Source organism: Streptomyces luteolus, from assembly GCF_029968015.1.
In the GTDB taxonomy this organism is placed as follows: Bacteria; Actinomycetota; Actinomycetes; order Streptomycetales; family Streptomycetaceae; genus Streptomyces; species Streptomyces luteolus.
The window spans coordinates 47,092-71,288 of sequence record NZ_JASCIS010000037.1 but is presented as its reverse complement, the minus strand read 5'-3'; the positions used below and the strand labels follow the sequence as shown (position 1 = coordinate 71,288).

Annotated in this window: 17 protein-coding genes; 3 read left to right on the top strand and 14 right to left on the bottom strand. The window is 70.1% G+C overall.

Annotated features, from left to right (window positions below; translation table 11 throughout):
- Nucleotides 1-159: 159 nt before the first annotated feature.
- Together QIT00_RS28800 and QIT00_RS28795 are read left to right on the top strand one after the other, a co-directional pair.
- On the top strand, nt 160-1,662 hold the full coding sequence (locus QIT00_RS28800; RefSeq protein ID WP_282538344.1) for a peptide MFS transporter: 1,503 nt from the start codon (nt 160-162) through the stop codon (nt 1,660-1,662).
- Between the two features lie 60 nt (nt 1,663-1,722).
- Nucleotides 1,723-3,873 (top strand): CocE/NonD family hydrolase, encoded by a 2,151-nt coding sequence (locus tag QIT00_RS28795; RefSeq protein ID WP_282538343.1) that lies wholly within the window; start codon nt 1,723-1,725, stop codon nt 3,871-3,873.
- 488 nt (nt 3,874-4,361) lie between these two features.
- Here the strand turns inward: QIT00_RS28795 and QIT00_RS28790 are convergent, their stop codons facing one another.
- A complete protein-coding gene (locus QIT00_RS28790; RefSeq protein WP_282538342.1) occupies nt 4,362-5,174 on the bottom strand; it encodes an HAD family hydrolase in 813 nt (270 codons plus the stop codon).
- Nucleotides 5,175-5,438: 264 nt separating this feature from the next.
- On the opposite strand from QIT00_RS28790, the gene fahA reads away from it, so the two are divergent.
- Entirely contained in the window at nt 5,439-6,683 is a 1,245-nt protein-coding gene (fahA, locus tag QIT00_RS28785; RefSeq protein WP_282538341.1) for a fumarylacetoacetase, read from the top strand.
- A 176-nt stretch (nt 6,684-6,859) separates the two neighbouring features.
- On the opposite strand, the gene recQ is transcribed toward fahA, so the two are convergent.
- The 13 genes from recQ to QIT00_RS28720 all read right to left on the bottom strand — a co-directional run bounded on the left by recQ (nt 6,860) and on the right by QIT00_RS28720 (nt 24,118).
- Nucleotides 6,860-8,761 (bottom strand): DNA helicase RecQ, encoded by a 1,902-nt coding sequence (gene recQ / locus QIT00_RS28780; RefSeq protein ID WP_282538365.1) that lies wholly within the window; start codon nt 8,759-8,761, stop codon nt 6,860-6,862.
- A gap of 197 nt (nt 8,762-8,958) precedes the next feature.
- Nucleotides 8,959-10,605, bottom strand: coding sequence for an NADH-quinone oxidoreductase subunit NuoN (gene nuoN, locus QIT00_RS28775; RefSeq protein WP_282538340.1), 1,647 nt, complete (start codon nt 10,603-10,605; stop codon nt 8,959-8,961).
- A complete protein-coding gene (locus QIT00_RS28770) occupies nt 10,602-12,173 on the bottom strand; it encodes an NADH-quinone oxidoreductase subunit M (protein ID WP_282538339.1) in 1,572 nt (523 codons plus the stop codon). The genes nuoN and QIT00_RS28770 overlap by 4 nt, the downstream gene beginning before the upstream one ends.
- Nucleotides 12,174-12,178: 5 nt before the next feature.
- On the bottom strand, nt 12,179-14,077 hold the full coding sequence (nuoL, locus tag QIT00_RS28765; protein WP_282538338.1) for an NADH-quinone oxidoreductase subunit L: 1,899 nt from the start codon (nt 14,075-14,077) through the stop codon (nt 12,179-12,181).
- 15 nt (nt 14,078-14,092) lie between these two features.
- Nucleotides 14,093-14,392, bottom strand: a complete 300-nt coding sequence (gene nuoK, locus QIT00_RS28760) for an NADH-quinone oxidoreductase subunit NuoK (protein ID WP_282511281.1) — start codon at nt 14,390-14,392, stop codon at nt 14,093-14,095.
- Nucleotides 14,389-15,243 carry an NADH-quinone oxidoreductase subunit J gene (locus tag QIT00_RS28755; protein WP_282538337.1) on the bottom strand — a complete coding sequence of 285 codons (855 nt, stop codon included), beginning with the start codon at nt 15,241-15,243 and terminating at the stop codon, nt 14,389-14,391. The genes nuoK and QIT00_RS28755 overlap by 4 nt, the downstream gene beginning before the upstream one ends.
- Nucleotides 15,240-15,836: an NADH-quinone oxidoreductase subunit NuoI gene (nuoI, locus tag QIT00_RS28750; protein ID WP_408909876.1), complete on the bottom strand. Its 597-nt coding sequence runs from the start codon at nt 15,834-15,836 to the stop codon at nt 15,240-15,242. The genes QIT00_RS28755 and nuoI overlap by 4 nt, the downstream gene beginning before the upstream one ends.
- 100 nt (nt 15,837-15,936) lie before the next feature.
- On the bottom strand, nt 15,937-17,295 hold the full coding sequence (gene nuoH / locus QIT00_RS28745; RefSeq protein ID WP_282538363.1) for an NADH-quinone oxidoreductase subunit NuoH: 1,359 nt from the start codon (nt 17,293-17,295) through the stop codon (nt 15,937-15,939).
- Between the two features lie 26 nt (nt 17,296-17,321).
- A complete protein-coding gene (locus tag QIT00_RS28740) occupies nt 17,322-19,850 on the bottom strand; it encodes an NADH-quinone oxidoreductase subunit G (protein WP_282538336.1) in 2,529 nt (842 codons plus the stop codon).
- Entirely contained in the window at nt 19,847-21,229 is a 1,383-nt protein-coding gene (nuoF, locus tag QIT00_RS28735; protein ID WP_282538335.1) for an NADH-quinone oxidoreductase subunit NuoF, read from the bottom strand. Before nuoF ends, QIT00_RS28740 begins: the two co-directional genes overlap by 4 nt.
- Nucleotides 21,229-22,050 carry an NADH-quinone oxidoreductase subunit NuoE gene (gene nuoE / locus QIT00_RS28730; protein WP_282538362.1) on the bottom strand — a complete coding sequence of 274 codons (822 nt, stop codon included), beginning with the start codon at nt 22,048-22,050 and terminating at the stop codon, nt 21,229-21,231. The genes nuoF and nuoE overlap by 1 nt, the downstream gene beginning before the upstream one ends.
- A 17-nt stretch (nt 22,051-22,067) precedes the next feature.
- Nucleotides 22,068-23,402: an NADH-quinone oxidoreductase subunit D gene (locus tag QIT00_RS28725; protein ID WP_282538334.1), complete on the bottom strand. Its 1,335-nt coding sequence runs from the start codon at nt 23,400-23,402 to the stop codon at nt 22,068-22,070.
- Nucleotides 23,402-24,118, bottom strand: coding sequence for an NADH-quinone oxidoreductase subunit C (locus QIT00_RS28720; RefSeq protein WP_282538361.1), 717 nt, complete (start codon nt 24,116-24,118; stop codon nt 23,402-23,404). The genes QIT00_RS28725 and QIT00_RS28720 overlap by 1 nt, the downstream gene beginning before the upstream one ends.
- Nucleotides 24,119-24,197: the final 79 nt, after the last annotated feature.

Sequence of the window (24,197 nt, the reverse complement as noted above, 5' to 3'; positions counted from 1 at the left end):
GTGAGACCTCGGGCGCAGGCCGCGCGACGACGACCGGCCGAAGGTATGTTCGTGATCAAGGCAGTCAGGCATTTTCGGCCACCTGTCTACTTCTCGCCCATAGCCCATAGCCCACAGCCCACAGCCCATCGTCCACCGACTCACCACGGAGTTCGCGCCTTGCCCCGAAACACCCCGTCCAGGACCGCGGACACCGAACCGCAGCCCGGCGACGACCGGGCCTTCTTCGGGCAGCCGCGCGGGCTGCTCACGCTCTCGGGCCTCGAGGTCTGGGAGCGCTTCTCGTTCCTCGGCATGCAGGCGATCCTCGTCCTCTACTTCGCGGACTCCGTGGCCGACGAAGGCCTCGGCATGGACGCCGGAACGGCCGCCTCCGTCTCCGCCGCGTACGGGACGCTCGTCTATCTCGTCTCCGTCGCCGGCGGCTGGCTCGCCGACCGGATCCTCGGCTCGTACCGCGCGGTCCTGTGGGGCGGCATCCTCATCGCCTGCGGCCACTACTCCATGGCCGTGCCCACCGCCACGATGACCTGGGTCGGGCTCGGCCTGATCAGCGCCGGCACCGGACTGCTCAAGCCCAACGTCGCCAGCATGGTCGGCAAGCTCTACGGCACCGAGGACGACCGCCGCGACGCCGGCTTCGCCCTCTACTACATGGGCATCAACATCGGCGCCTTCCTCGGCCCGCTGATCACCGGCTGGCTCGGCGAGAACCGGGGCTGGCACTGGGGCTTCTCCGCCGCCGCGATCGGCATGACGTTCGGCCTGATCCAGTACGTGCTCGGCCGCCGTCACCTGGCCGGGCGCAAGGCAGCCGCGGAATACGCCCTGCCGCGGCAGGCCATGCGGCGGGCGGTGCTCCTCATCCTGTCGGGGCTCGTCGGCTTCGCCCTGCTCGCGGGCGTGCTCGCGGCCGTCGGCTGGCTCACCATGGACCGCTTCGTCGACCTGCTCACCCTGGTCTCGGTGATCGCGCCGGTCGCCTACTTCGTATGGATGTTCCGCAGCCCCCGGGTCACCGCCGAGGAACGGGGCCGACTGCGCCCGTACATCGTGCTGTTCCTGGCCTCGGTCGCGTTCAACTTCATCCTTTTCCAGGCGTACTCGACGATGATGCTGCTCGCGTCGACCAACGCCCGCACCGACATCCTCGGCTTCGACTTCCCCGCCAGCTGGTACGCCTCCGCGCTCGGCGCCTTCGAGGTGGCCCTCGCACCCGTCGTCGCCGCGGTCTGGGCGCGGATGGGCCACAAGCAGCCGCACGCCTCCAACAAGATCGCCTTCGGCGTGATCCTCGGCGGCCTCTCGTTCCTGCTGATGGTGCTGCCCACCTCCGGCCACGAGAACGACACGTACAAGATGGCGGCCTGGTGGATCGTCGGCTCCTATCTGCTGCTCGGCCTCGGCGACATCCTCCTGGAGACCTCCGGGATGTCGGCCACCACCAAGCTCGCCCCCAAGGCCTTCGCCAGCCAGACCATGGCCCTCTGGTTCCTCTCCCTCGCCCTCGCCAACGGCATCCAGGCACAGGTCGTGAAGCTCTACGGAGAGGTCTCGAACCCCGCCTACTTCGGTCTCAACGGCGCCGTCGCGGTCGTCGTAGGCCTCGCCGTCATCGCCGCCGCGCCGTGGCTGCGGCGCACCATGCACCCCGTCCACTGAGCCCTGCTTCGAGCCCCGTCCAGAGCCCGGTGAAGGGCTCACCCCCGAGGTTGATCCGCCATGCAGATCCGCACCGAGTTCCCGTACGAGACCACCCGCGAGGACATCCGCGTTCCGTTGCCCGACGGCACTCGGCTGTACGCGCGCGTGTGGCGGCCGGTCACCGACGAGCCCGTGCCGGTGCTGCTCGAGTACCTGCCGTACCGCCTCAGTGACTGGACCGCGCCGCGCGACTGGCAGCGCCATCCCTGGTACGCGGGGCACGGCTACGCCTCCGTACGCGTCGACGTGCGCGGGCACGGCAACTCCGAGGGGCTGCCCGGCGACGAGTACTCGGCGACCGAGCTCGCCGACGGCGTCGCCGTGGTCGAGTGGCTCGCCGCGCAGCCCTGGTCCACGGGCAAGGTCGGCATGTTCGGCATCTCCTGGGGCGGCTTCAACTCCCTGCAGATCGCGGCCCTCGCGCCCGAGCCCCTGAAGGCGATCGTCACGGTCTGCTCGGCGGACGACCGCTACGACAACGACGTGCACTACATGGGCGGTTCCCTCCTCGCCGTCGACATGCACGCCTGGGCCTCGACCATGCTCGCCTTCGTCTCGCGCCCGCCGGACCCGCAGTTCGTCGGCGACTCCTGGCGCGACATGTGGCTGCGCCGACTGGAGTCCGTCGACCCGTTCATCCACACCTGGCTGCACCACCAGACCCGCGACGCTTACTGGCAGCACGGCAGCGTCTGCGAGGACTACTCCGCGGTCAAGGCCGCCGTCCTGGCCGTCGGCGGCTGGCACGACCCGTACCGGGACACGGTCCTGCGCCTCGTCGAGCATCTGCCGGGGCCCGCCAAGGGGTTGATCGGGCCCTGGTCCCACCAGTACCCGGACCGCGGCCTGCCGCCGGGGCCCGCGATCGGCTTCCTGCAGGAGACGCTGCGGTGGTGGGACCACTGGTTGAAGGGGGCGGAGGCGCCTGCGGCTGGGGCTCCTTCGGATGGGGCTCCTTCGGATGGGGCTCCTTCGGATGGGGCTCCTTCGGATGGGAGTACGGATGCGCGTGCCGGTGCCGGTGCCGGTGTGGGTGCGGGTGCGGGTGCCGATGCGGGTGCGGGTGGGGCGCGTGGCGGTGGCGTCATGGACGAGCCCGCCCTGCGGGCCTGGATCAGCGAGTCCCATCCGCCGGCCACGGTCTACGAGGAGCTGCCCGGCCGTTGGGTGGGCGCAAGGGAGTGGCCGTCCCCGCAGGTCACGCCCGTGACGTACCACTTCGGTGGCGATCCGCGGCCCGTTCGCTCGCCGCAGCAGACCGGCCTGGACGCGGGCCGCTTCTTCCCCTTCGGCAACGACGCCGACCTGCCGCCCGACCAGCGGGACGAGGACGCGAAGTCGGTGTGCTTCGAGTTCGAGGTGCCCGAGCGGCTGGAGATCCTCGGCCGGGCCCGGGTCACCCTCCGGCTCGCCCTCGACACCCCGCGCGGCCAGGCCATCGCACGGCTCTGCGACGTGGCACCGGACGGCTCGTCCACCCTGGTCACCCGCGGAGTGCTCAACCTCTCGGCACGGCACGGGCGGGACCGGATCGAGCCCTGGCAGCCCGGCACCACCCAGGACGTGACGTTCGAGCTGAACGGCATCGGGCACGCCTTCCCCGCGGGCCACCGCATCCGCCTCGCCGTCTCCTCCGCGTACTGGCCGTGGATCTGGCCGCAGCCAGGCTCCGAGGAGGGATTCACCCTCGACCCGACGGGCAGCTCCCTCGAACTCCCGGTCTGGACGGGCGACGCAGGCGAACCGCCGTACGTCTGCGACGAGCCCGAGCAGTCCGAGCCCCTCGGCGTGATCCAGCCGGAGACCCTGGAGGAGCCACGTCCGGAACGTCTCGTCGTACGCGATGTCGCGCGCGGCACCTGGCGCCTTGAGGTCGACCCGCGCTACGGCGGCACCCGCGTCTACCCGGACGGCCTCGAGTTCAGCGAGGACGCCCTGGAGACATACGAGATCGACGAGCGCGACCCGCTGAGCGCCCGCACCCACTCCGACTGGTCGATCCGCCTGCACCGGCCCGAACTCGGCTGGGACGCCAGGGTCGAGACCCACTCCACGATCACCTGCGACGCGGACGACTTCCTCACCTCCAACGAGGTGATCTGCCGCGAGGGCAACGAGGTCGTCTTCCACCGCACCTGGGAAAAACGAATCCCACGCACGGCCGGGTGAGGCCAGGGGGTGGGCCGGTGACGGTGGCTCGGCCTGGGGTGCGGGCGCGGCCGGTGACGGTGGCACGGTCTGGGGTGCGGGCGCGGCCGGTGACGGTGGCACGGTCTGGGGTGCGGGCGCGGCCGGTGACGGTGGCACGGTCTGGGGTGCGGGCGCGGCCGGTGACGGTGGCACGGTCTGGGGTGCGGGCGCGGTCTGGGGGGTGGGGCTCGGGCGGGCCTGGCTCGGGGGCGTTCCCGGGCGGAGGGCCTGGCGCGGGTCGGCCCCCAGGCAGGCCTGGCTTGGGCTTCCCGGGCGGAGGGCCTGGCGCGGGTCGGCCCCCTGGCAGGCCTGGCTTGGGCTTCCCGGGCGGGCCGCCGACCGGTGCAGGTCGGACCCAGGCGAAACCGGCACGGGTCTGTCCGCGGTCAGGCCGCCGGCCGGTACGGGGCGGTCCCCGGGGGACGGGGCTCCGCTTCCGGACCGCCCGAGCCCTCCCCCAACTCGCCCTAACCGAACCCGAAGAGCCGCTCCAGGGCGACCGCCACGCCGTCCTCCTCGTTCGATGACGTGATCTCGTCCGCCACCGCCTTCAGCTCCTCGTGGGCGTTGGCCATCGCCACTCCGTACCCGGACCAGCGGAACATCGGCACGTCGTTGGGCATGTCCCCGAACGTGACCGTGGCCGCCGCCGCGATGCCCGACATCTCGGCGGCCAGGGCCAGGCCCGTCGCCTTGGTCACGCCGAGGGGCTGCAGTTCCACCGTCCCCGGCCCCGCCATCGTCATGGTGACCAGGCCGTCCGTGACCGTCCGCGCCACCGCCACCAACTCGTCGTCCCCCAGGGAGGGGTGGCGCACCAGGACCTTGTTGATCGGCCGGTCCCACAGCGCCGCCCGCAGGCCCACCCGGACCGCGGGCAGCGTCGGATGCGACGGCTCGTACCCCGGCTCCATCAGCATCAGGCCGTCCATACCGTCCTGGTTGACCGCCGCGAAGACCTCCCCGACCTCCGCCTCGATCTTGCCGAGGGCGGTCTCCGCGATCTCCCGGTCCAGCGTCAGCGCGCTCACCAGCCGGCCCGCACCCGCGTCGAAGACCTGCGCCCCCTGCCCGCAGACGGCGAGCCCGCGGTAGTCGATCTCCATCAGCAGGTGCCGGACCTGGGGCGCCGGGCGGCCGGTGACCACGATGTGCTGCGCCCCGGCCGCGGAGACCCGCGCGAGCGCGGCCCGCGAGCGAGCGGAGACCGTGTCGCCAGGGCTCAACAGGGTGCCGTCGAGGTCGGTGGCGACGAGGGCGAAGGGGGGTGCGGAGACCATGGCCACAGAATACGGAGACCTCAACAAAGCCCACAAAAGAGGACGTTGACGCTTCCCCGCCCCTCACATCACCTCCGTCACACCGCCTCGCGAATCTCCGCAACCTCCTCCCTGACCTGCGCGAGGCCCGTGACGTCGGGTCCGGAACACACCACCCCAGCAACCCCTTTCCGGGCATTACGAACTCTTCAGGCACTGCCGCCATGGGCATCCTCCGACGTAACGTGTGATCAACCCGACGCAGGAAAGTGAGGCACGCGACCCATGCCCGAGCAGAGCCCGCTCGACCTCCCCGAGGGCGACCCCTTCGGCCCGCACAACCTTCCGTACGGCGTCTTCTCCCTCCCCGGCTCCCCGAGCGGCGACGACCACCGCAGGGTCGGGGTCCGCCTCGGCTCCCATGTGCTCGACGCCGGTGCCGCCGCGCACGCCCTGGGCTCTCCCTACGCCTCGCTGCTGGCCCAGCCGACGCTCAACCCGCTCCTCGCCTCCGGCCCGCAGACCTGGAGCGATGTGCGCCGCGCGCTCACGGCCTGGGTGACGGTGCCCTCCCACCAGGAGGCTTTGCGGCCCTTCTTCCACGCCCTCGCGGACGTCACCCTGCACCTGCCGTTCGACGTCGCCGACTACGTCGACTTCTACGCCAGCGAGCACCACGCCACGAACCTCGGCCGCCTCTTCCGCCCCGACTCCGAGCCGCTGCTCCCCAACTGGAAGCACCTGCCGGTCGGTTACCACGGCCGAGCCGGCACCGTCGTCGTCTCCGGTACCGACGTGGTGCGCCCCTGCGGCCAGCGCAAGGCCCCCTCGGCCACCGAGCCCACCTTCGGCCCGTCCGTCAAGCTCGACATCGAGGCCGAGGTCGGCTTCGTCGTCGGCGCCCCCTCCGAGCTCGGCAGCGCCGTGCCGCTCTCCTCCTTCCGTGACCACGTCTTCGGCCTGTGCCTGCTCAACGACTGGTCCGCCCGGGACATCCAGCCCTGGGAGTACGTCCCGCTCGGCCCGTTCGTCGCGAAGTCCTTCGCCACGTCCGTCTCCGCCTGGGTCACCCCCCTCGAAGCCCTGGACCACGCCCGCGTCACCCCGCCGGCCCGCGACGTCGCCGTACTGCCCTACCTGGACGACTCCGCGGAGGACGAGCCCGGTGGCTACGACCTGCGGATCAGCGTCTCCCTCAACGGCGAGGTCATCTCCGAGCCCCCGTTCGGCTCCATGTACTGGACGGGCGCCCAGATGCTGACCCATATGACCGTCGGCGGCGCCTCCCTGCGCACCGGCGATCTCTACGGCTCAGGGACGGTCAGCGGCACCGAGACCCACCAGCGCGGCTCCCTGATCGAGCTCACTTGGAACGGCACCGAACCGCTCGAACTTCCCACCGGCAAGCGGACGTTCCTTGAGGATGGCGACGAGATCACCCTGACCGCCTGGGCCCCCGGCCCGGACGGCGTCCGCGTGGGACTCGGCGAGGTGAGCGGCCGGATCGCGTCCGCCCGCACCACGGACTGACCGCACGGACCGAGGGCACGGACTGACCGCACGGACCGACCGCACGGACCGACCGCCTCGACTCCGGGTGGGCCGGGACCGCCGCAAGGCGAACCGGCCCACCACCGCCCTCACTCCTCGAAGCCGCCAGGGCTCAAGGACCCGTCACCCCTCGAAGCTGCCATGGCTCAAGGACGTCACCCCTCGAAGCCCTCCAGGACTCCAAGGACGCCCTCGCCCCACGTCGCCAGCTTCTTCTCGCCCACTCCGCCGATGCCGCCCAACTGCTCCACCGAGGCCGGGCGGGCCAGGGCGATCTCGCGCAGCGTCGCATCGTGGAAGATCACATACGCCGGGACGCCCTGCTCCTTGGCCTGCTCGGCCCGCCACGCGCGCAGCGCCTCGAAGACCGGCAGCGCCTCCTCCGGCAGGTCGACCGGAGCCTTGCTCTTCCGCTCCCCCTTGACGCCACCGGCCGAGCCACGGGAAGCAGGCTTCTTCGGCTCCTTGCGCAGCAGCACCTCCCGCTGTCTGCCGAGGACCGCCCCGCTCCCCTCGGTCAGCACCAGCGTGCTGTACTCCCCCTCGACCGCGAGCAGCCCCTGAGCCAGCAACTGCCGCACCACGCCCCGCCATTCGGCCTCCGACAGGTCCTCGCCGATCCCGAAGACCGACAGCTGGTCGTGGTCGAAGCGGATCACCTTGGCGGTCTTGCGGCCGAGCAGGATGTCGACGATCTGGCCCACGCCGAACTTCTGCCGGCGCTCCCGGTCCAGGCGCACCACCGCCGACAGCACCTTCTGGGCCGCGATCGTGCCGTCCCAGGTCTCGGGCGCCGTCAGGCACGTATCGCAGTTGCCGCAGCCCTCGCCGCCCGGCTCCTGGCCGAAGTACGCGAGGAGTTGGGCCCGCCGGCACTGCACGGTCTCGCAGAGGGCGAGCATCGAGTCCAGGTGGGCGGCGGCGCGGCGCCGGAAGGCCTCGTCGCCCTCGCCGGACTGGATGAGCTTGCGCTGCTGCACGACGTCGTTCAGTCCGTACGCCATCCAGGCCGTGGACGGGAGTCCGTCACGGCCCGCGCGGCCCGTCTCCTGGTAGTACCCCTCCACCGACTTGGGCAGGTCGAGGTGGGCGACGAAGCGTACGTCCGGCTTGTCGATGCCCATGCCGAACGCGATGGTCGCCACCACCACGAGGCCCTCCTCGCGCAGGAAGCGGGCCTGGTGCGTCGCGCGCGTCCCCGCGTCGAGCCCCGCGTGGTACGGCACCGCCTCGATGCCGTTGCGGCAGAGGAACTCGGCGGTCTTCTCCACGGAGTTGCGCGAGAGGCAGTAGACGATGCCCGCGTCCGAAGGGTGCTCCTCGCGCAGGAACCGCAGGAGCTGCTTCTTCGGCTCGTCCTTGGACACGATGCGGTACTGGATGTTGGGCCGGTCGAAGCTGGCCTCGAAGTGGCGGGCCTGCGGCATGGCGAGCCGCTCGGTGATCTCTCGGTGGGTGGCCCGCGTCGCCGTGGCCGTGAGCGCGATCCGGGGGACCTCGGGCCAGCGCTGTCCGAGCAGCGAGAGCGAGAGGTAGTCGGGCCGGAAGTCGTGGCCCCACTGGGCCACACAGTGCGCCTCGTCGATGGCGAAGACGGAGATCTTGGCGCGCTCGATCAGGTCGAGCGTGGACTCCAGGCGGAGCCGCTCGGGCGCCAGATACAGCAGGTCCAGCTCACCGGCGAGCAGCTCGGCCTCGACCAGGCGGCGCTCCTCGAAGTCCTGTGTGGAGTTCATGAAACCGGCCCGCACACCGAGGGCCCGCAGCGCGTCCACCTGGTCCTGCATCAGGGCGATCAGCGGCGAGACCACGACTCCCGTGCCGGGCCTGACCAGGGCCGGGATCTGGTAGCAGAGCGACTTTCCGCCGCCCGTGGGCATGAGCACGACCGCGTCCCCACCGGCGACGACATGCTCGATGATCGCTCCCTGCTCCCCGCGGAAGCTGTCGTACCCGAAGACGCGCTGGAGCGTGCCCAGGGCGTCGCTCCGCGTCACATCGGTCTCGGTCCGGTCCTGCTCCGCACCGGCCTGGCCTTGTTCCCCGGCCACGTCCATCACCACGGTCCCGTTCATCGTCTGTCCCCCCGTACGCCGTCCTTCGACCACTGCAGCCACGATAGGCCGCCCGGCCGACAGTCCCGAAAAGTTATCCACAGGCTGGGGGTGCCGGTAGGAAAAGTCGGTGCCCGGTCTCCCCGAAGAGGGACCGGGCACCGGACCACAGAGCCACCGCGCGCCGCGCGGACGCCGGCTCAGCGGACGAAGACTCCCGCCTGGCCTGCCAGGTCGAGGAAGTACTGCGGAGCCACACCGAGGACCAGCGTGACCGCCACACCCACCCCGATCGCCGTCATCGTCAGCGGCGAGGGCACCGCGACCGTCGGCCCCTCGGGCTTCGGCTCGCTGAAGAACATGAGCACGATCACGCGGATGTAGAAGAAGGCCGCGATCGCCGACGAGATCACGCCGATCACGACGAGCGCGCCCGCCCCGCCCTCGGCCGCGGCCTTGAACACCGCGAACTTGCCGGAGAACCCGGAGGTCAGCGGGATGCCCGCGAAGGCCAGGAGGAACACCGCGAAGACCGCCGCGACCAGCGGCGAACGCCGCCCGAGACCGGCCCACTTGGACAGGTGCGTGGCCTCGCCGCCGGCGTCCCGCACCAGCGTGACCACGGCGAAGGCGCCGACCGTCACGAAGGAGTATGCACCGAGGTAGAAGAGCACCGACGAGATGCCGTCCGGCGTCGCCGCGATCACACCGGCGAGGATGAAGCCCGCGTGTGCGATCGAGGAGTACGCGAGGAGCCGCTTGATGTCGGTCTGCGTGATCGCGACGATCGCGCCGAGCAGCATCGTGACGATCGCGACGCCCCACATCACCGGCCGCCAGTCCCAGCGCAGGCCCGGCAGCACCACGTAGAGCAGCCGGAGCAGCGCTCCGAACGCCGCGACCTTGGTGGCCGCCGCCATGAAGCCGGTGACCGGGGTCGGAGCGCCCTGGTAGACGTCGGGCGTCCACATGTGGAACGGCACGGCGCCGACCTTGAAGAGCAGGCCCATGAGGAGCATGGCGCCGCCGACGAGCAGCAGCGCGTCGTTCCCCATGGTGTCGGCGAGGGCCGGGTCGATGTTCTGCACGGTGCCGTCGACCACGTCGGCGATCCCTGCGTACGAGACCGTGCCCGCGTAGCCGTAGACGAGGGCGATGCCGAAGAGCAGGAACGCCGACGAGAAGGCGCCGAGCAGGAAGTACTTGACCGCCGACTCCTGCGACATGAGGCGCTTGCGGCGGGCCAGGGCGCACAGCAGGTACAGCGGGAGGGAGAAGACCTCGAGGGCGATGAACAGCGTCAGGAGGTCGTTCGCCGCGGGGAAGACCAGCATGCCGCCGATCGCGAACAGCGCGAGCGGGAAGACCTCGGTCGTGGTGAACCCGGCCTTTATGGCTGCCTTCTCGCCGTCGCTGCCCGGCACCGACGCGGCCTGAGCCGTGAAGGAGTCGACCTGGTTTCCGTGCGCCTGAGGGTCGAGCCGCCGCTCGGCGAAGGTGAAGACCGCGACGAGCCCGGTCAGCAGGATCGTGCCCTGCAGGAACAGGGCCGGTCCGTCGACGGCGATCGCGCCCATGGCGACGATCTGCGCCTCCGTGGAGGCGTGTCCGCCCGCCGCGAGCCCGATCACGGCGGCGAACGCGGCCACCAGGGCGACCACGGTCACGAACATCTGCACGTAATAGCGGGCTTTCCGGCCGACGAAGGCTTCGACGCCGATGCCCACCACGGCCGCGCCGATCACGATCAGCGTGGGCAGAAGCTGGGCGTACTCGATGGTCGGGGCGTCGATCTTCTCGATCGGCGCCGCCGTTGTCCACAGGCTGTGGACGGCTGATGCGCTCACTTGGCCGCCTCCACCTCGGGCTTGGGGTCCTTCTTCTGTACGTCGGACAAGGTGTGGCCGACCGCCGGGTTCACCAGCTCGGTGACCGGCTTCGGATAGACACCGAGGAAGATCAGCAGGGCGATCAGCGGTGCGACGACGACGAGTTCACGCACCCGCAGGTCCGGCATCCTGGCGACTTCGACCTTGACCGGGCCCGTCATCGTCCGCTGGTAGAGGACGAGGGTGTAGAGCGCGGCGAGCACGATGCCGAAGGTGGCGATGATGCCGACCACGGGATAGCGCGTGAACGTGCCGACCAGGACCAGGAATTCACTCACGAAGGGCGCGAGCCCGGGCAGCGAGAGCGTGGCGAGGGAGCCCACCAGGAACGTCCCGGCGAGCACCGGCGCCACCTTCTGCACCCCGCCGTAGTCCGCGATGAGCCGCGAGCCGCGCCGGGAGATCAGGAAGCCGGCGACCAGCATCAAGGCGGCGGTGGAGATGCCGTGGTTGATCATGTAGAGCGTCGCGCCGCTCTGGCCCTGCGAGGTCATCGCGAAGATGCCCATGATGATGAAGCCGAAGTGCGAGATCGACGCGTACGCCACCAGGCGCTTGATGTCGCGCTGGCCGACGGCGAGCAGCGCGCCGTAGACGATCGAGATCAGCGCGAGCACCAGGATCACCGGCGTCGCCCACTTCGAGGCCTCCGGGAACAGCTGGAGGCAGAAGCGGAGCATCGCGAACGTGCCGACCTTGTCGACGACGGCCGTGATCAGAACGGCGACCGGGGCGGTGGCCTCACCCATGGCGTTGGGCAGCCAGGTGTGCAACGGCCACAGCGGCGCCTTCACCGCGAACGCGAAGAAGAAGCCGAGGAAGAGCAGCCGCTCGGTGTTGGTCGCCATCTCCAGCTCGCCGCTCGCGCGGGCGGCCGCGATCTCCTGGAGCGAGAAGTTCCCCGCGACCACATAGAGGCCGATGACCGCGGCCAGCATGATCAGGCCGCCGGCCAGGTTGTAGAGCAGGAACTTCACTGCCGCGTAACTGCGTTGGGTGGCGGCCTTCTCGTCGCTGCCCGCGTGCGCACGGTCCCCGAAGCCGCCGATGAGGAAGTACATCGGGATGAGCATGGCTTCGAAGAGGATGTAGAAGAGGAAGACGTCGGTGGCCTCGAAGGAGAGGATCACCATCGCCTCGACCATCAGGATCAGCGCGAAGAAGCCCTGCGTGGGCCGCCAGCGCTTGCTCCCGGTCTCCTCCGGGTCGGCGTCGTGCCAGCCCGCGAGGATCACGAACGGGATCAGCAGGGCCGTCAGGCCGATCAGGGCGACGCCGATGCCGTCGACCCCGAGTTCGTACCGTACGCCGAAGTCCGCGATCCACGCGTGCGACTCGGTGAGTTGGTAGCGCTCGCCGCCGGGCGCGAAGCGCACGCCGATCACGATCGCGAGGACGAGGGTGGCGAGCGAGAAGAACAGCGCCAGCCACTTGGCGGCCGTGCGCCGGGCGGCGGGCACGGCGGCGGTGACGATCGCACCGATCGCCGGCACCGCGGCCGTCGCTGTCAGCAGAGGAAAGGACATCGTGATCAGACCGCCCTCATCAGCAGGGTCGCGGCGATGAGGATCGCCGTACCGCCGAACATCGAGACCGCGTAGGAACGGGCGAAGCCGTTCTGCATCTTGCGCATCCGGCCGGAGAGTCCGCCGAAGCCCGCCGCCGTGCCGTTGACGACGCCGTCGACCATCGTGTGGTCGACGTACACCAGGGAGCGCGTGAGGTGCTCGCCGCCACGGACCAGGACCACATGGTTGAGGTCGTCCTGCAGCAGGTCGCGGCGGGCCGCCCGGGTGAGCAGCGAGCCGCGCGGCGCGGTGACCGGGACCGGCTTGCGGCCGTACATCACGTACGCCAGGGCGGCGCCGAGCAGCAGCACCACGACCGTGGAGGCCGTGATCGCCGGGACGCTGATCACCGGGTGCGGGTGCTCGAACTGCGTGACCGGCTCGAGCCACTTCACGAACGACTCGTTGAGCGAGAAGAGCCCGCCCGCGAAGACCGAGCCGAAGGCGAGGACGATCATCGGGATCGTCATCGACTTGGGCGACTCGTGCGGATGCGGCTCGTTGCCGCTCTCGTCGGGCTGCCAGCGCTTCTCGCCGAAGAACGTCATGATCATCACGCGCGTCATGTAGAAGGCCGTGATGCCCGCGCCCAGGAGGGCGACGCCGCCGAAGATCCAGCCGCGGATCCCGTCGTCGTACGCGAACGCCGCCTCGATGATCTTGTCCTTGGACCAGAAGCCGGACAGGCCGGGGAAGCCGATGATCGCGAGGTAGCCGAGCCCGAACGTCACGAACGTGACCGGCATGTACTTGCGGAGGCCGCCGTACTTGCGCATGTCGACCTCGTCGTTCATGCCGTGCATGACCGAGCCGGCGCCGAGGAAGAGCCCGGCCTTGAAGAAGCCGTGCGTCACCAGGTGCATGATCGCGAAGGCGTACCCGATGGGGCCGAGGCCCGCCGCCAGGATCATGTAGCCGATCTGCGACATCGTCGAACCGGCGAGGGCCTTCTTGATGTCGTCCTTCGCGCAACCGACGATCGCACCGAAGAGAAGCGTGACCGCACCGACGATCACGACCGCCAACTGCGCGTCCGGGGCGGCGTTGAAGATCGCCCCCGACCGGGTGATGAGGTACACGCCCGCCGTCACCATCGTGGCCGCGTGGATCAGGGCCGAGACCGGGGTCGGGCCCTCCATCGCGTCACCCAGCCAGGACTGCAGCGGGACCTGGGCCGACTTGCCGCACGCGGCGAGCAGCAGCAGCAGGCCGATCGCGGTGAGCATGCCCTCGGACGTCTCGCCGGTCGACTCCAGGACCGGGCCGAAGGCGAACGTGCCGAACGTCGTGAACATCAGCATGATCGCGATGGACAGGCCCATGTCGCCGACGCGGTTGACCAGGAAGGCCTTCTTGGCGGCCGTGGCCGCGCTGGGCTTGTGCTGCCAGAAGCCGATGAGCAGGTACGACGCCAGACCGACGCCCTCCCAACCCACGTAAAGCAGCAGGTAGTTGTCGGCGATGACGAGGAGCAGCATCGCCGCGAGGAACAGGTTCAGATAGCCGAAGAAGCGGCGCCTGCGCTCGTCGTGCTCCATGTACCCGATGGAGTAGACGTGGATCAGGGAGCCCACGCCGGTGATCAGGAGCACGAATGTCATCGACAGCTGGTCCAGCTGGAAGGCGACGTCCGCCTGGAACCCCTCGACCGGGATCCAGCTGAACAGCGACTGGTGCAGAGCGCGGTGCTCCGCGTCCTTGCCGAGCATGTCGGCGAAGAGCAGCACACCGACGGCGAAGGAGGCGACCGCGAGCAGCGTGCCGATCCAGTGGCCGCTGCGGTCCAACCGCCGCCCGCCGCACAGCAGTACGGCCGCTCCGAGCAGTGGCGCCGCGACGAGCAGCGCAATCAGGTTCTCCACGATTCTTCCTGCCCCTCAGAGCTTCATCAGGCTGGCGTCGTCGACCGAGGCCGAGTGGCGGGACCGGAACAGGGACACGATGATCGCGAGCCCGACCACGACCTCGGCGGCGGCGACGACCATCGTGAAGAACGCGATGATCTGGCCGTCGAGGTTGCCGTGCATCCGGGAGAAGGTCACGAGCGCGAGGTTGCAGGCGTTGAGCATCAGCTCGATGCACATGAACACCACGATGGCGTTCCGCCTGATCAGCACGCCTGTGGAGCCGATCGCGAACAACAGGGCCGCGAGGTAGAGGTAGTTGACGGGACTCACTTCGCGGCCTCCTTCTTGTCGCCCGAGGCCGCGTCGTCGGTCGACGACGCGGCGTCGCCGCTCCTGCCGAGCCGCTCGTCGGAGCGCTGCTCCAGGGCCTTCAGGTCGTTCAGGGCCTCGCTGGACACGTCACGGATCTGGCCGCGGTCGCGCAGCGTCTTGTTGACCGTGAGCTCCGACGGGGTGCCGTCGGGCAGCAGGCCCGCGATGTCCACGGCGTTGTGCCGGGCGTAGACACCGGGGGCGGGCAGCGGCGGGAGGTGCTTGCCCTCGCGGACCCGCTCCTCGGCCAGCTCGCGCTGGGTCTTGGCGCGCTCGGTGCGCTCGCGGTGCGTGAGCACCATGGCGCCGACCGCGGCCGTGATGAGCAGGGCGCCGGTGATCTCGAACGCGAAGACGTACTTCGTGAAGATCAGGGCGGCCAACCCCTCGGTGTTCCCCGCGGAGTTGGCCTGGGCCAGGCCGTTGAACTCCTTCAGGGAGGCGTTCCCGATGCCGCCGACCAGGAGGACCGCGAAGCCGAGGCCGCACAGGGCCGCCAGCCAGCGCTGGCCCTTGATGGTCTCCTTCAGGGAGTCCGCGGCCGTGACACCGACCAGCATGACGACGAAGAGGAACAGCATCATGATCGCGCCGGTATAGACGACGACCTGCACGATGCCCAGGAAATAGGCGCCGTTGGCGAGATAGAAGACCGCCAGAATGATCATGGTGCCGGCCAGGCAGAGCGCGCTGTGCACGGCCTTCTTCATGAAGACGGTGGCCAGGGCGCCGATCACCGCGACAGTGCCGAGGACCCAGAACTGGAGGGCCTCGCCGGAGGAGGTGGCGTAGGCGGCGAGCGTGCTCATCGGCCGATCACCTTCTTCGACGCCGGCTCCTCGGGCCCGAAGGTCGACTCCGCCTCCTGCACCACCTCGCCCTTGGAGTGGGCGACCTGGGGCTCGGTGCCGGGGGCCGCCTCGGTGACCAGGCCGCGGTAGTAGTCCTGCTCGTCCATGCCCGGGTAGATCGCGTGCGGGCTGTCGACCATGCCCTCCTCCAGGCCGGCGAGCAGCTGCTCCTTGGTGAAGATGAGCTTCTCGCGGCTGGAGTCGGCCAGCTCGAAATCGTTCGTCATCGTCAACGCGCGCGTGGGGCACGCCTCGATGCACAGGCCGCACAGGATGCAGCGGGCGTAGTTGATCTGGTACACCCGCCCGTACCGCTCGCCCGGGGAGTAGCGCTCCTCGTCGGTGTTGTCCGCGCCCTCGACGTAGATCGCGTCCGCCGGGCAGGCCCAGGCGCACAGTTCGCAGCCGACGCACTTCTCCAGGCCGTCCGGGTGCCGGTTGAGCTGGTGACGGCCGTGGAAGCGCGGGGCTGTGACCTTCTTCTGCTCCGGGTACTGCTCGGTCAGCCGCTTCTTGAACATGGCCTTGAAGGTCACGCCGAAGCCGGCCACGGGGTTGTGGAACCCCTGTGCCGTGTCCTTGCCCTCGCCCGACCCGGCGGGCTCGCCGGACGCGGCGGGGGACTTCTCGGAATGGTCGTTCCTGGAGATCTCAGACACCGTCAGCCTCCTTTCCGTCACTTGCAGTATCGACGCCGCCACTGACAATCAACTCCCGCTCCTGGCGCGAGCGTCGGCGCGGCACGGGCGGCAGGGTCTGTCCCGGAAGCGGCGGCACGGGATAGCCGCCGGCCATCGGATCGAACGCGGGCTCCTGCTCGGGCGGTTCGGCCCGCGCCTCGGCCTTCTCCCGCTTGTCGCGGAAGATGTCGACGACGAAGGAGATCAGCAGCACGGCCAGGACGCCGCCGCCGACGTACAGCACGATCCCGGTGAACGCGACGTTCTCGTTCCGCAGCGTGCGTACGGTCGCCACGAGCATCAGCCAGGCCACCGAGACCGGGATGAGCACCTTCCAGCCGAGCTTCATCAGCTGGTCGTAGCGGACGCGGGGCAGGGTGCCGCGCAGCCAGATGAAGAAGAACAGCAGCAACTGGACCTTGAGGACGAACCAGAGCATCGGCCACCAGCCCTGGTTGGCGCCCTCCCAGAAGGTGCTGATCGGCCAGGGCGCGCGCCAGCCGCCGAGGAACAGCGTGGTGGCGACGGCCGAGACCGTCACCATGTTCACGTACTCGGCGAGCATGAACAGCGCGAACTTGATGGAGCTGTACTCGGTGTTGAAGCCGCCGACGAGGTCGCCCTCGGACTCCGGCATGTCGAACGGGGCGCGGTTGGTCTCGCCGACCATCGTGACCACGTACAGCAGGAACGACACCGGCAGCAGCAGGATGTACCACCGGTCGCCCTGCGCCTCCACGATCGCCGAGGTCGACATCGAGCCGGAGTAGAGGAAGACGGAGGCGAACGCGGCGCCCATCGCGATCTCGTACGAGATCATCTGCGCGCACGAGCGGAGTCCGCCGAGCAGCGGGTACGTCGAGCCGGAGGACCAGCCCGCAAGGACGATGCCGTAGATGCCGACGGAGGCGACCGCGAGGATGTAGAGCATCGCGATCGGCAGGTCCGTGAGCTGCATCGTGGTGCGCTGACCGAAGATCGAGACCTGGTTGTCGGCCGGCCCGAAGGGGATCACCGCGATCGCCATGAACGCCGGGATGGCGGCGACGATCGGCGCGAGGACGTACACCACCTTGTCCGCGCGCTTGACGACCACGTCCTCCTTGAGCATCAGTTTGATGCCGTCAGCGAGGGACTGGAGCATGCCCCAGGGGCCGTGCCGGTTGGGGCCGACGCGCAGCTGCATCCAGGCGACGACCTTGCGCTCCCACACGATGGAGAACAGCACGGTCACCATCAGGAACGCGAAGCAGAACACCGCCTTGATCGCGACGAGCCACCAGGGGTCGCGCCCGAACATGGACAGGTCTTCCGCGGCGAGCGGACTCATGGCGGCCGCTTCGACGAGTGCCTGGTTCATGCCTGCACCTCCTTGGCCTCCGAGGCGGCGGCCACGGCCGGGCCGATGCGGACCAGTTCTCCGGGACGCGCGCCGGTGTCCGACGTGACGCCGCCGCCCACCGAGTTGAGCGGCAGCCAGACCACCCGGTCGGGCATCTCCGTGACCTTCAGCGGGAGTTGTACGTCGCCTTCGGGTCCTGTGACCGCGAGGACGTCGCCGTCCTTGACGCCCGCCTCGGCGGCGGTGGCCGCGGAGAGCCGGGCCAGGGCCGCGTGCCGGGTGCCCGCGAGCGCCTCGTCCCCCTCTTGCAGGCGGCCCCGGTCGAGCAGCAGCCGGTGCCCGGCGAGCACGGCCTCACCGGCGCCGGGACGCGGCAACTGCCCCGCGGTCTCCAGGGGTTCGGTGGCGCGCGGGCCGTCCCAGGCGCCGAGCCGCTCCAGCTCGCGGCGGACGGTGCGCTGGTCCGGCAGGCCCAGGTGGACGTCCATCGCGTCGGCCAGCATGTGCAGCACGCGCGCGTCGGTGGGCGGCAGCTGCCGGGTCATCTGGTCCGGCTTGAGGGCGGCCTCGAACATCCGGGACCGGCCCTCCCAGTTGAGGAACGTGCCGGACTTCTCGGCGGCGGCGGCGACCGGAAGGACGACGTCCGCCCGCTCGGTGACCTCGCCGGGCCGCAGTTCGAGGGAGACCACGAAGGCCTCGTCGAGCGCCGCACGCGCGCGTGCCGGGTCCGGCAGGTCCGCGACCTCGACACCAGCGACGACCAGGGCGCGCAGCTCGCCGCTCGCCGCGGCCTCCACCATCTGCCCGGTGTCGCGGCCGTAGCGGTGCGGCAGTTCGCCCACGCCCCAGACCGCGGCGACCTCGTCACGCGCGCGTGGATCGGTCGCGGGCCGGCCGCCGGGCAGCAGCGTCGGCAGGGCGCCCACCTCCACGGCGCCGCGCTCACCGGCCCTTCGCGGGATCCACACCAGCTGAGCGCCGGTCGCGGTCGCCACGCGCACCGCCGCGGTCAGGCCACCGGCCACGGCGGCCAGCCGCTCGCCGACGACGATCACCGCGCCCTCGGCCCGCAGCGCCTCGGCGACCCGCGCACCGTCCTCGCCGAGCCCGACACCGGACGCCAGCGCGTCCAGCCACTCGGTCTCGGTACCGGGCGCCGCGGGAAGCAGCGTGCCGCCCGCCTTCTCCAGGCCGCGGGTGGCGTACGGGGCGAGCGCGAAGGTCTGCTGCCCGTGCTTGCGCCAGGCCTTGCGCAGGCGCAGGAAGACGCCGGGCGCCTCCTCCTCGGCCTCGATCCCGGCGAGCAGCACCGAAGGCGCCTTCTCAAGGGCGGTGTACGTGACGCCCTCCCCTCCCCCAGACTCCGTCCGGGAGGTGCCCCCAAGGTCCCGGCCGCGTCCGGCGACCCGTGCCGCCAGGAAATCGGCCTCCTCCGAGGAGTGCACGCGCGCGCGGAAGTCGATGTCGTTGCTGCCGAGCGCCACCCGCGCGAACTTGCTGTACGCGTACGCGTCCTCGACGGTGAGCCGCCCGCCCGCGAGCACACCCGCACGCGCGCGTGCGGCCGAAAGCCCCTCGGCCGCCGCCTCCAACGCCTCGGGCCAGCTGGCCGGTTCGAGCACGCCGTCCTCGTTGCGGACGAGCGGGGTGGCGAGCCGGTCGCGCTGCTGCGCGTAGCGGAAGCCGAAGCGGCCCTTGTCGCAGATCCACTCCTCGTTGACCTCGGGGTCGTCCGCCGCCAGGCGCCGCATGACCTTGCCGCGCCGGTGGTCGGTACGGGTCGCGCAGCCGCCGGAGCAGTGCTCGCAGACGGACGGCGACGAGACCAGGTCGAAGGGCCGGGAGCGGAAGCGGTACGCGGCCGAGGTGAGCGCGCCCACCGGGCAGATCTGGATGGTGTTCCCGGAGAAGTACGACTCGAAGGGGTCGCCCTCGCCGGTGCCGACCTGCTGCAGCGCACCCCGCTCGAGCAGCTCGATCATCGGGTCGCCCGCGATCTGGTTGGAGAACCGGGTGCAGCGCGCGCACAGCACGCAGCGCTCACGGTCGAGCAGCACCTGCGTGGAGATCGGAACGGGCTTCTCGAACGTACGCTTCTTGCCCTCGAAGCGGGAGTCGGCCTGGCCGTGCGAGACGGCCTGGTTCTGCAGCGGGCACTCGCCGCCCTTGTCGCAGACCGGGCAGTCGAGGGGGTGGTTGATGAGCAGGAGCTCCATCACTCCCTGCTGCGCCTTCTCCGCGACCTGCGACGTCAGCTGCGTCTTGACGACCATGCCGTCGGTGCAGGTGATGGTGCAGGACGCCATCGGCTTGCGCTGGCCCTCGACCTCGACGATGCACTGGCGGCAGGCGCCGGCCGGGTCGAGCAGCGGGTGGTCGCAGAAGCGCGGGATCTCGATGCCGAGCTGCTCGGCGGCGCGGATGACGAGCGTGCCCTTGGGGACGCTGATGTCGACGCCGTCGATGGTCAGCGAGACCAGGTCCTCCGGCGGAGGAGCCGCCTCTCCGCCCCCGGAGGGAGCATTTGTCGTGACCGTCATGCGTTCACCTCGGAATGTCCGGTGGGCCGGTCCGCCCAGAGAGTCGACTTGGCGGGATCGAAGGGGCAGCCCCTGCCGGTGATGTGCTCCTCGTACTCCTCGCGGAAGTACTTCAGGGAGGAGAAGATCGGCGAGGCGGCGCCGTCGCCGAGGGCGCAGAAGGACTTGCCGTTGATGTTGTCGGCGATGTCGTTCAGCTTGTCGAGGTCGGACATCGTGCCCTTGCCGTCCTCGATGTCCCGGAGCAACTGCACCAGCCAGTACGTCCCTTCGCGGCAGGGCGTGCACTTGCCGCAGGACTCGTGGGCGTAGAACTCGGTCCAGCGCGTGACCGCCCGTACGACGCAGGTGGTCTCGTCGAAGCACTGCAGGGCCTTGGTGCCGAGCATCGATCCGGCGGCGCCGACGCCCTCGTAGTCGAGCGGTACGTCCAGGTGCTCGTCGGTGAGCAGCGGGGTCGAACTGCCGCCCGGCGTCCAGAACTTGAGGCGGTGACCGGACCGCATGCCGCCGCTCATGTCGAGGAGCTGGCGCAGCGTGATGCCGAGCGGGGCCTCGTACTGGCCGGGTGAGGCGACGTGGCCGCTGAGCGAGTAGAGCGTGAAGCCCGGGGACTTCTCGCTGCCCATCGACCTGAACCAGTCCTTGCCCTTGTTCAGGATCGCGGGAACCGACGCGATGGACTCGACGTTGTTCACGACAGTGGGGCAGGCGTACAGACCGGCGACAGCGGGGAAGGGGGGTCGCAGCCGGGGCTGGCCACGCCGCCCTTCGAGAGAGTCGAGCAGCGCGGTTTCCTCGCCACAGATGTACGCACCGGCACCGGCGTGCACAGTGAGTTCAAGATCGAGTCCTGAGCCCAGGATGTCGTTCCCCAGATAACCGGCCTCGTACGCCTCTCGTACGGCCTCGTGCAAGCGGCGCAGCACGGGGACGACTTCACCCCGCAGGTAGATGAACGCGTGGTTCGACCGGATCGCGTAACAGGCGATCACCATGCCCTCGATGAGGCTGTGCGGATTGGCGTAGAGGAGCGGGATGTCCTTGCAGGTCCCCGGCTCCGATTCGTCGGCGTTGACAACTAGATAGTGCGGTTTTCCGTCGCCCTGCGGGATGAACTGCCACTTCATCCCGGTGGGGAAGCCTGCGCCGCCGCGGCCGCGCAGGCCGGACTCCTTCACGTACGCGATGAGGTCGTCCGGGGACATGGCGAGGGCCTTGCGCAGGCCTTCGTACCCCTCGTGTCTGCGGTAGGTGTCCAGGGACCAGGGCCGGTCGTCGTCCCAGAACGCGGAGAGGACGGGGGCGAGCAGCTTCTCGGGGCTGTGGTCTCCTCCGGTCTCCGGCCGGGAGCCCCCGTAGGCGGTGGACACGGTCATCACTCCCCCTCCTCGGCGGTGGGACCGGCCGGGTGGTCCGGGTCCGAGGCCGACGTCTGCTGCGGTGCGTCGTGCGAGCTGAGGTGTTCGGCGGGTGACTCGTCCTGCGGGGCCTCGCCCGTCGGGGCCTCGCCGCGGGGGTGGACCACGCGCGCGGGAAGGGCCTCGCCCTTGGCCAGGCGGAGACCGATGAGCGAGGCGGGGCCCGCGGCTCCGCCTGCTTCGACGGCGCCCTCGCGCTCGTCCGGGAACCCGGCGAGGATGCGGGCGGTCTCCTTGAAGGTGCAGATCGGAGCGCCGCGGGTGGGCTCGACGGCGCGGCCCGCGCGCAGGTCGTCCACGAGCCGCTTGGCGGACTCGGGCGTCTGGTTGTCGAAGAACTCCCAGTTGACCATCACCACGGGGGCGAAGTCGCAGGCGGCGTTGCACTCGATGTGTTCGAGGGTGACCTTGCCGTCGTCGGTCGTCTCGTCGTTGCCGACGCCGAGGTGCTGCTTCAGCTCGTCGAAGATGGCGTCGCCACCCATGACCGCGCACAACGTGTTGGTGCAGACGCCCACTTGGTAGTCGCCGCTCGGCTTGCGCCGGTACATCGTGTAGAAGGTGGCGACCGCGGTGACCTCGGCGGTGGTGAGGCCGAGGACGTCCGCGCAGAACCGCATGCCGGTGCGGGTGACGTGGCCCTCCTCGGACTGCACGAGGTGCAGCAGCGGCAGCAGCGCCGAGCGGGAGTCCGGGTAGCGGGCGATCACCTCGCACGCGTCGGCTTCGAGCCGGGCGCGTACGTCGGCCGGGTAGTCGGGGGCGGGGAGTCGGGGCATCCCCAGGCTGACGTCTGTCACCGGTCGACGCCTCCCATCACGGGGTCGATGGACGCGACGGCGACGATCACGTCGGCGACCTGGCCGCCTTCGCACATGGCCGCCATGGCCTGCAGGTTGGTGAAGGACGGGTCGCGGAAGTGGACCCGGTAGGGGCGGGTGCCGCCGTCCGAGACGACGTGCACACCGAGCTCGCCCTTGGGCGACTCCACCGCGGCGTACGCCTGTCCCGGCGGTACCCGGAATCCCTCCGTCACCAGCTTGAAGTGGTGGATCAGGGCCTCCATCGAGGTCCCCATGATCTTCTTGATGTGGTCGAGCGAGTTGCCCAGGCCGTCCGGGCCGAGGGCGAGTTGGGCGGGCCAGGCGATCTTCTTGTCGCCGACCATGACCGGTCCCGGCTCCAGGCGGTCCAGGCACTGCTCGACGATCCGCAGCGACTGGCGCATCTCCTCCAGGCGGATCAGGAAGCGGCCGTAGGAGTCGCAGGTGTCGGCGGTGGGGACGTCGAAGTCGTACGTCTCGTAACCGCAGTACGGGTCGGTCTTGCGCAGGTCGTGCGGCAGGCCCGCGGCGCGCAGGATCGGGCCGGTGGCGCCGAGGGCCATGCAGCCCGCGAGGTCGAGATAGCCGACGTCCTGCATGCGGCCCTTGAAGATGGGGTTCCCGGTGGCGAGCTTGTCGTACTCGGAAAGGTTCTTCCGCATCTTCTTCACCAACTCGCGGATCTGGTCCACCGCGCCGGGCGGCAGGTCCTGGGCGAGTCCGCCGGGGCGGATGTACGCGTGGTTCATCCGCAGGCCGGTGATCAACTCGAAGATGTCCAGGACCAGTTCGCGGTCCCGGAAGCCGTAGATCATGATTGTCGTCGCGCCGAGCTCCATGCCGCCGGTGGCGATGGCGACGAGGTGCGAGGACAGCCGGTTCAGCTCCATCAGGAGCACGCGGATGATCGTCGCCCGGTCCGGGATCTCGTCCTCGATGCCGAGCAGCTTCTCCACGGCCAGGCAGTACGCCGTCTCGTTGTAGAACGGCGTCAGGTAGTCCATGCGCGTGACGAAGGTGGTGCCCTGCGTCCAGTTCCGGTATTCGAGGTTCTTCTCGATGCCGGTGTGCAGATAGCCGATGCCGCAGCGGGCCTCGGTGACCGTCTCGCCGTCGATCTCCAGGATCAGGCGGAGCACGCCGTGCGTGGACGGGTGTTGCGGGCCCATGTTGACGATGATGCGTTCGTCGTCGGACTTCGCCGCCTGCTCGACGACCTCGTCCCAGTCGCCGCCGGTGACGGTGTAGACGGTGCCCTCGGTCGTCTCCCGACCGGACGCGTGGGACGTTGCGTTGGATGCTGACATCAGCTGTACGACCTCCGCTGTTCGGGAGCCGGGATCTGGGCGCCCTTGTACTCGACGGGGATGCCGCCGAGCGGGTAGTCCTTGCGCTGCGGGAAGCCCTGCCAGTCGTCCGGCATCATGATCCGGGTGAGGGCCGGGTGACCGTCGAAGACCAGGCCGAAGAAGTCGTAGGTCTCGCGCTCGTGCCAGTCGTTGGTCGGGTAGACCGCGACCAGGGACGGCACGTGCCGGTCGTCGTCCGGTGCGCTGACCTCAAGCCGGATCACGCGGCCGTGGGTGAGCGAGCGCAGGTGGTAGACGGCGTGCAGCTCGCGGCCCTTGTCCTCCGGGTAGTGCACGCCGGAGACGCCGGTGCACAGCTCGAAGCGGAGCGCCGGGTCGTCGCGCAGGGTGCGGGCGACGCGGAGGAGGTGTTCGCGGGCGATGTGGAAGGTGAGCTCGTCGCGGTCGACGACGGTCTTCTCGATGGCGCTCTCAGGCAGCAGGTCCTGCTCCTCCAGCGCGCCCTCCAGCTCGTCCGCGACCTCGTCGAACCAGCCGCCGTAGGGCCGGGAGGAGGCGCCGGGCAGGCGTACGGAGCGGACCAGACCGCCGTAACCGGAGGTGTCGCCGCCGTTGTTGGCGCCGAACATGCCGCGCTGGACGCGGATCTCCTCACCGTGGTCGCCGCGCTGGCCCGGCAGGTTCTGCGTGCCGAGGTCCTTCTCCGGGTTCACGCCACTGCCGTCGTTCGCGCCGTTGCCGTTCGCGCCGCTGCCGTCGTTCGCGCTGTTGCCGTTGCTCGCGCCGTTGCCG

What these genes read in the sequence shown, in the direction of transcription:
- QIT00_RS28795 (WP_282538343.1), top strand. Translation starts at nt 1,723, where the DNA reads ATGCAGATCCGCACCGAGTTCCCGTACGAGACCACCCGCGAGGACATC.
- QIT00_RS28790 (WP_282538342.1), bottom strand. Translation starts at nt 5,174, where the DNA reads ATGGTCTCCGCACCCCCCTTCGCCCTCGTCGCCACCGACCTCGACGGC.
- fahA (WP_282538341.1), top strand. Translation starts at nt 5,439, where the DNA reads ATGCCCGAGCAGAGCCCGCTCGACCTCCCCGAGGGCGACCCCTTCGGC.
- recQ (WP_282538365.1), bottom strand. Translation starts at nt 8,761, where the DNA reads ATGGACGTGGCCGGGGAACAAGGCCAGGCCGGTGCGGAGCAGGACCGG.
- QIT00_RS28770 (WP_282538339.1), bottom strand. Translation starts at nt 12,173, where the DNA reads ATGTCCTTTCCTCTGCTGACAGCGACGGCCGCGGTGCCGGCGATCGGT.
- QIT00_RS28755 (WP_282538337.1), bottom strand. Translation starts at nt 15,243, where the DNA reads ATGAGCACGCTCGCCGCCTACGCCACCTCCTCCGGCGAGGCCCTCCAG.
- nuoH (WP_282538363.1), bottom strand. Translation starts at nt 17,295, where the DNA reads ATGAGTCCGCTCGCCGCGGAAGACCTGTCCATGTTCGGGCGCGACCCC.
- QIT00_RS28740 (WP_282538336.1), bottom strand. Translation starts at nt 19,850, where the DNA reads ATGACGGTCACGACAAATGCTCCCTCCGGGGGCGGAGAGGCGGCTCCT.
- nuoF (WP_282538335.1), bottom strand. Translation starts at nt 21,229, where the DNA reads ATGACCGTGTCCACCGCCTACGGGGGCTCCCGGCCGGAGACCGGAGGA.
- nuoE (WP_282538362.1), bottom strand. Translation starts at nt 22,050, where the DNA reads ATGCCCCGACTCCCCGCCCCCGACTACCCGGCCGACGTACGCGCCCGG.
- QIT00_RS28725 (WP_282538334.1), bottom strand. Translation starts at nt 23,402, where the DNA reads ATGTCAGCATCCAACGCAACGTCCCACGCGTCCGGTCGGGAGACGACC.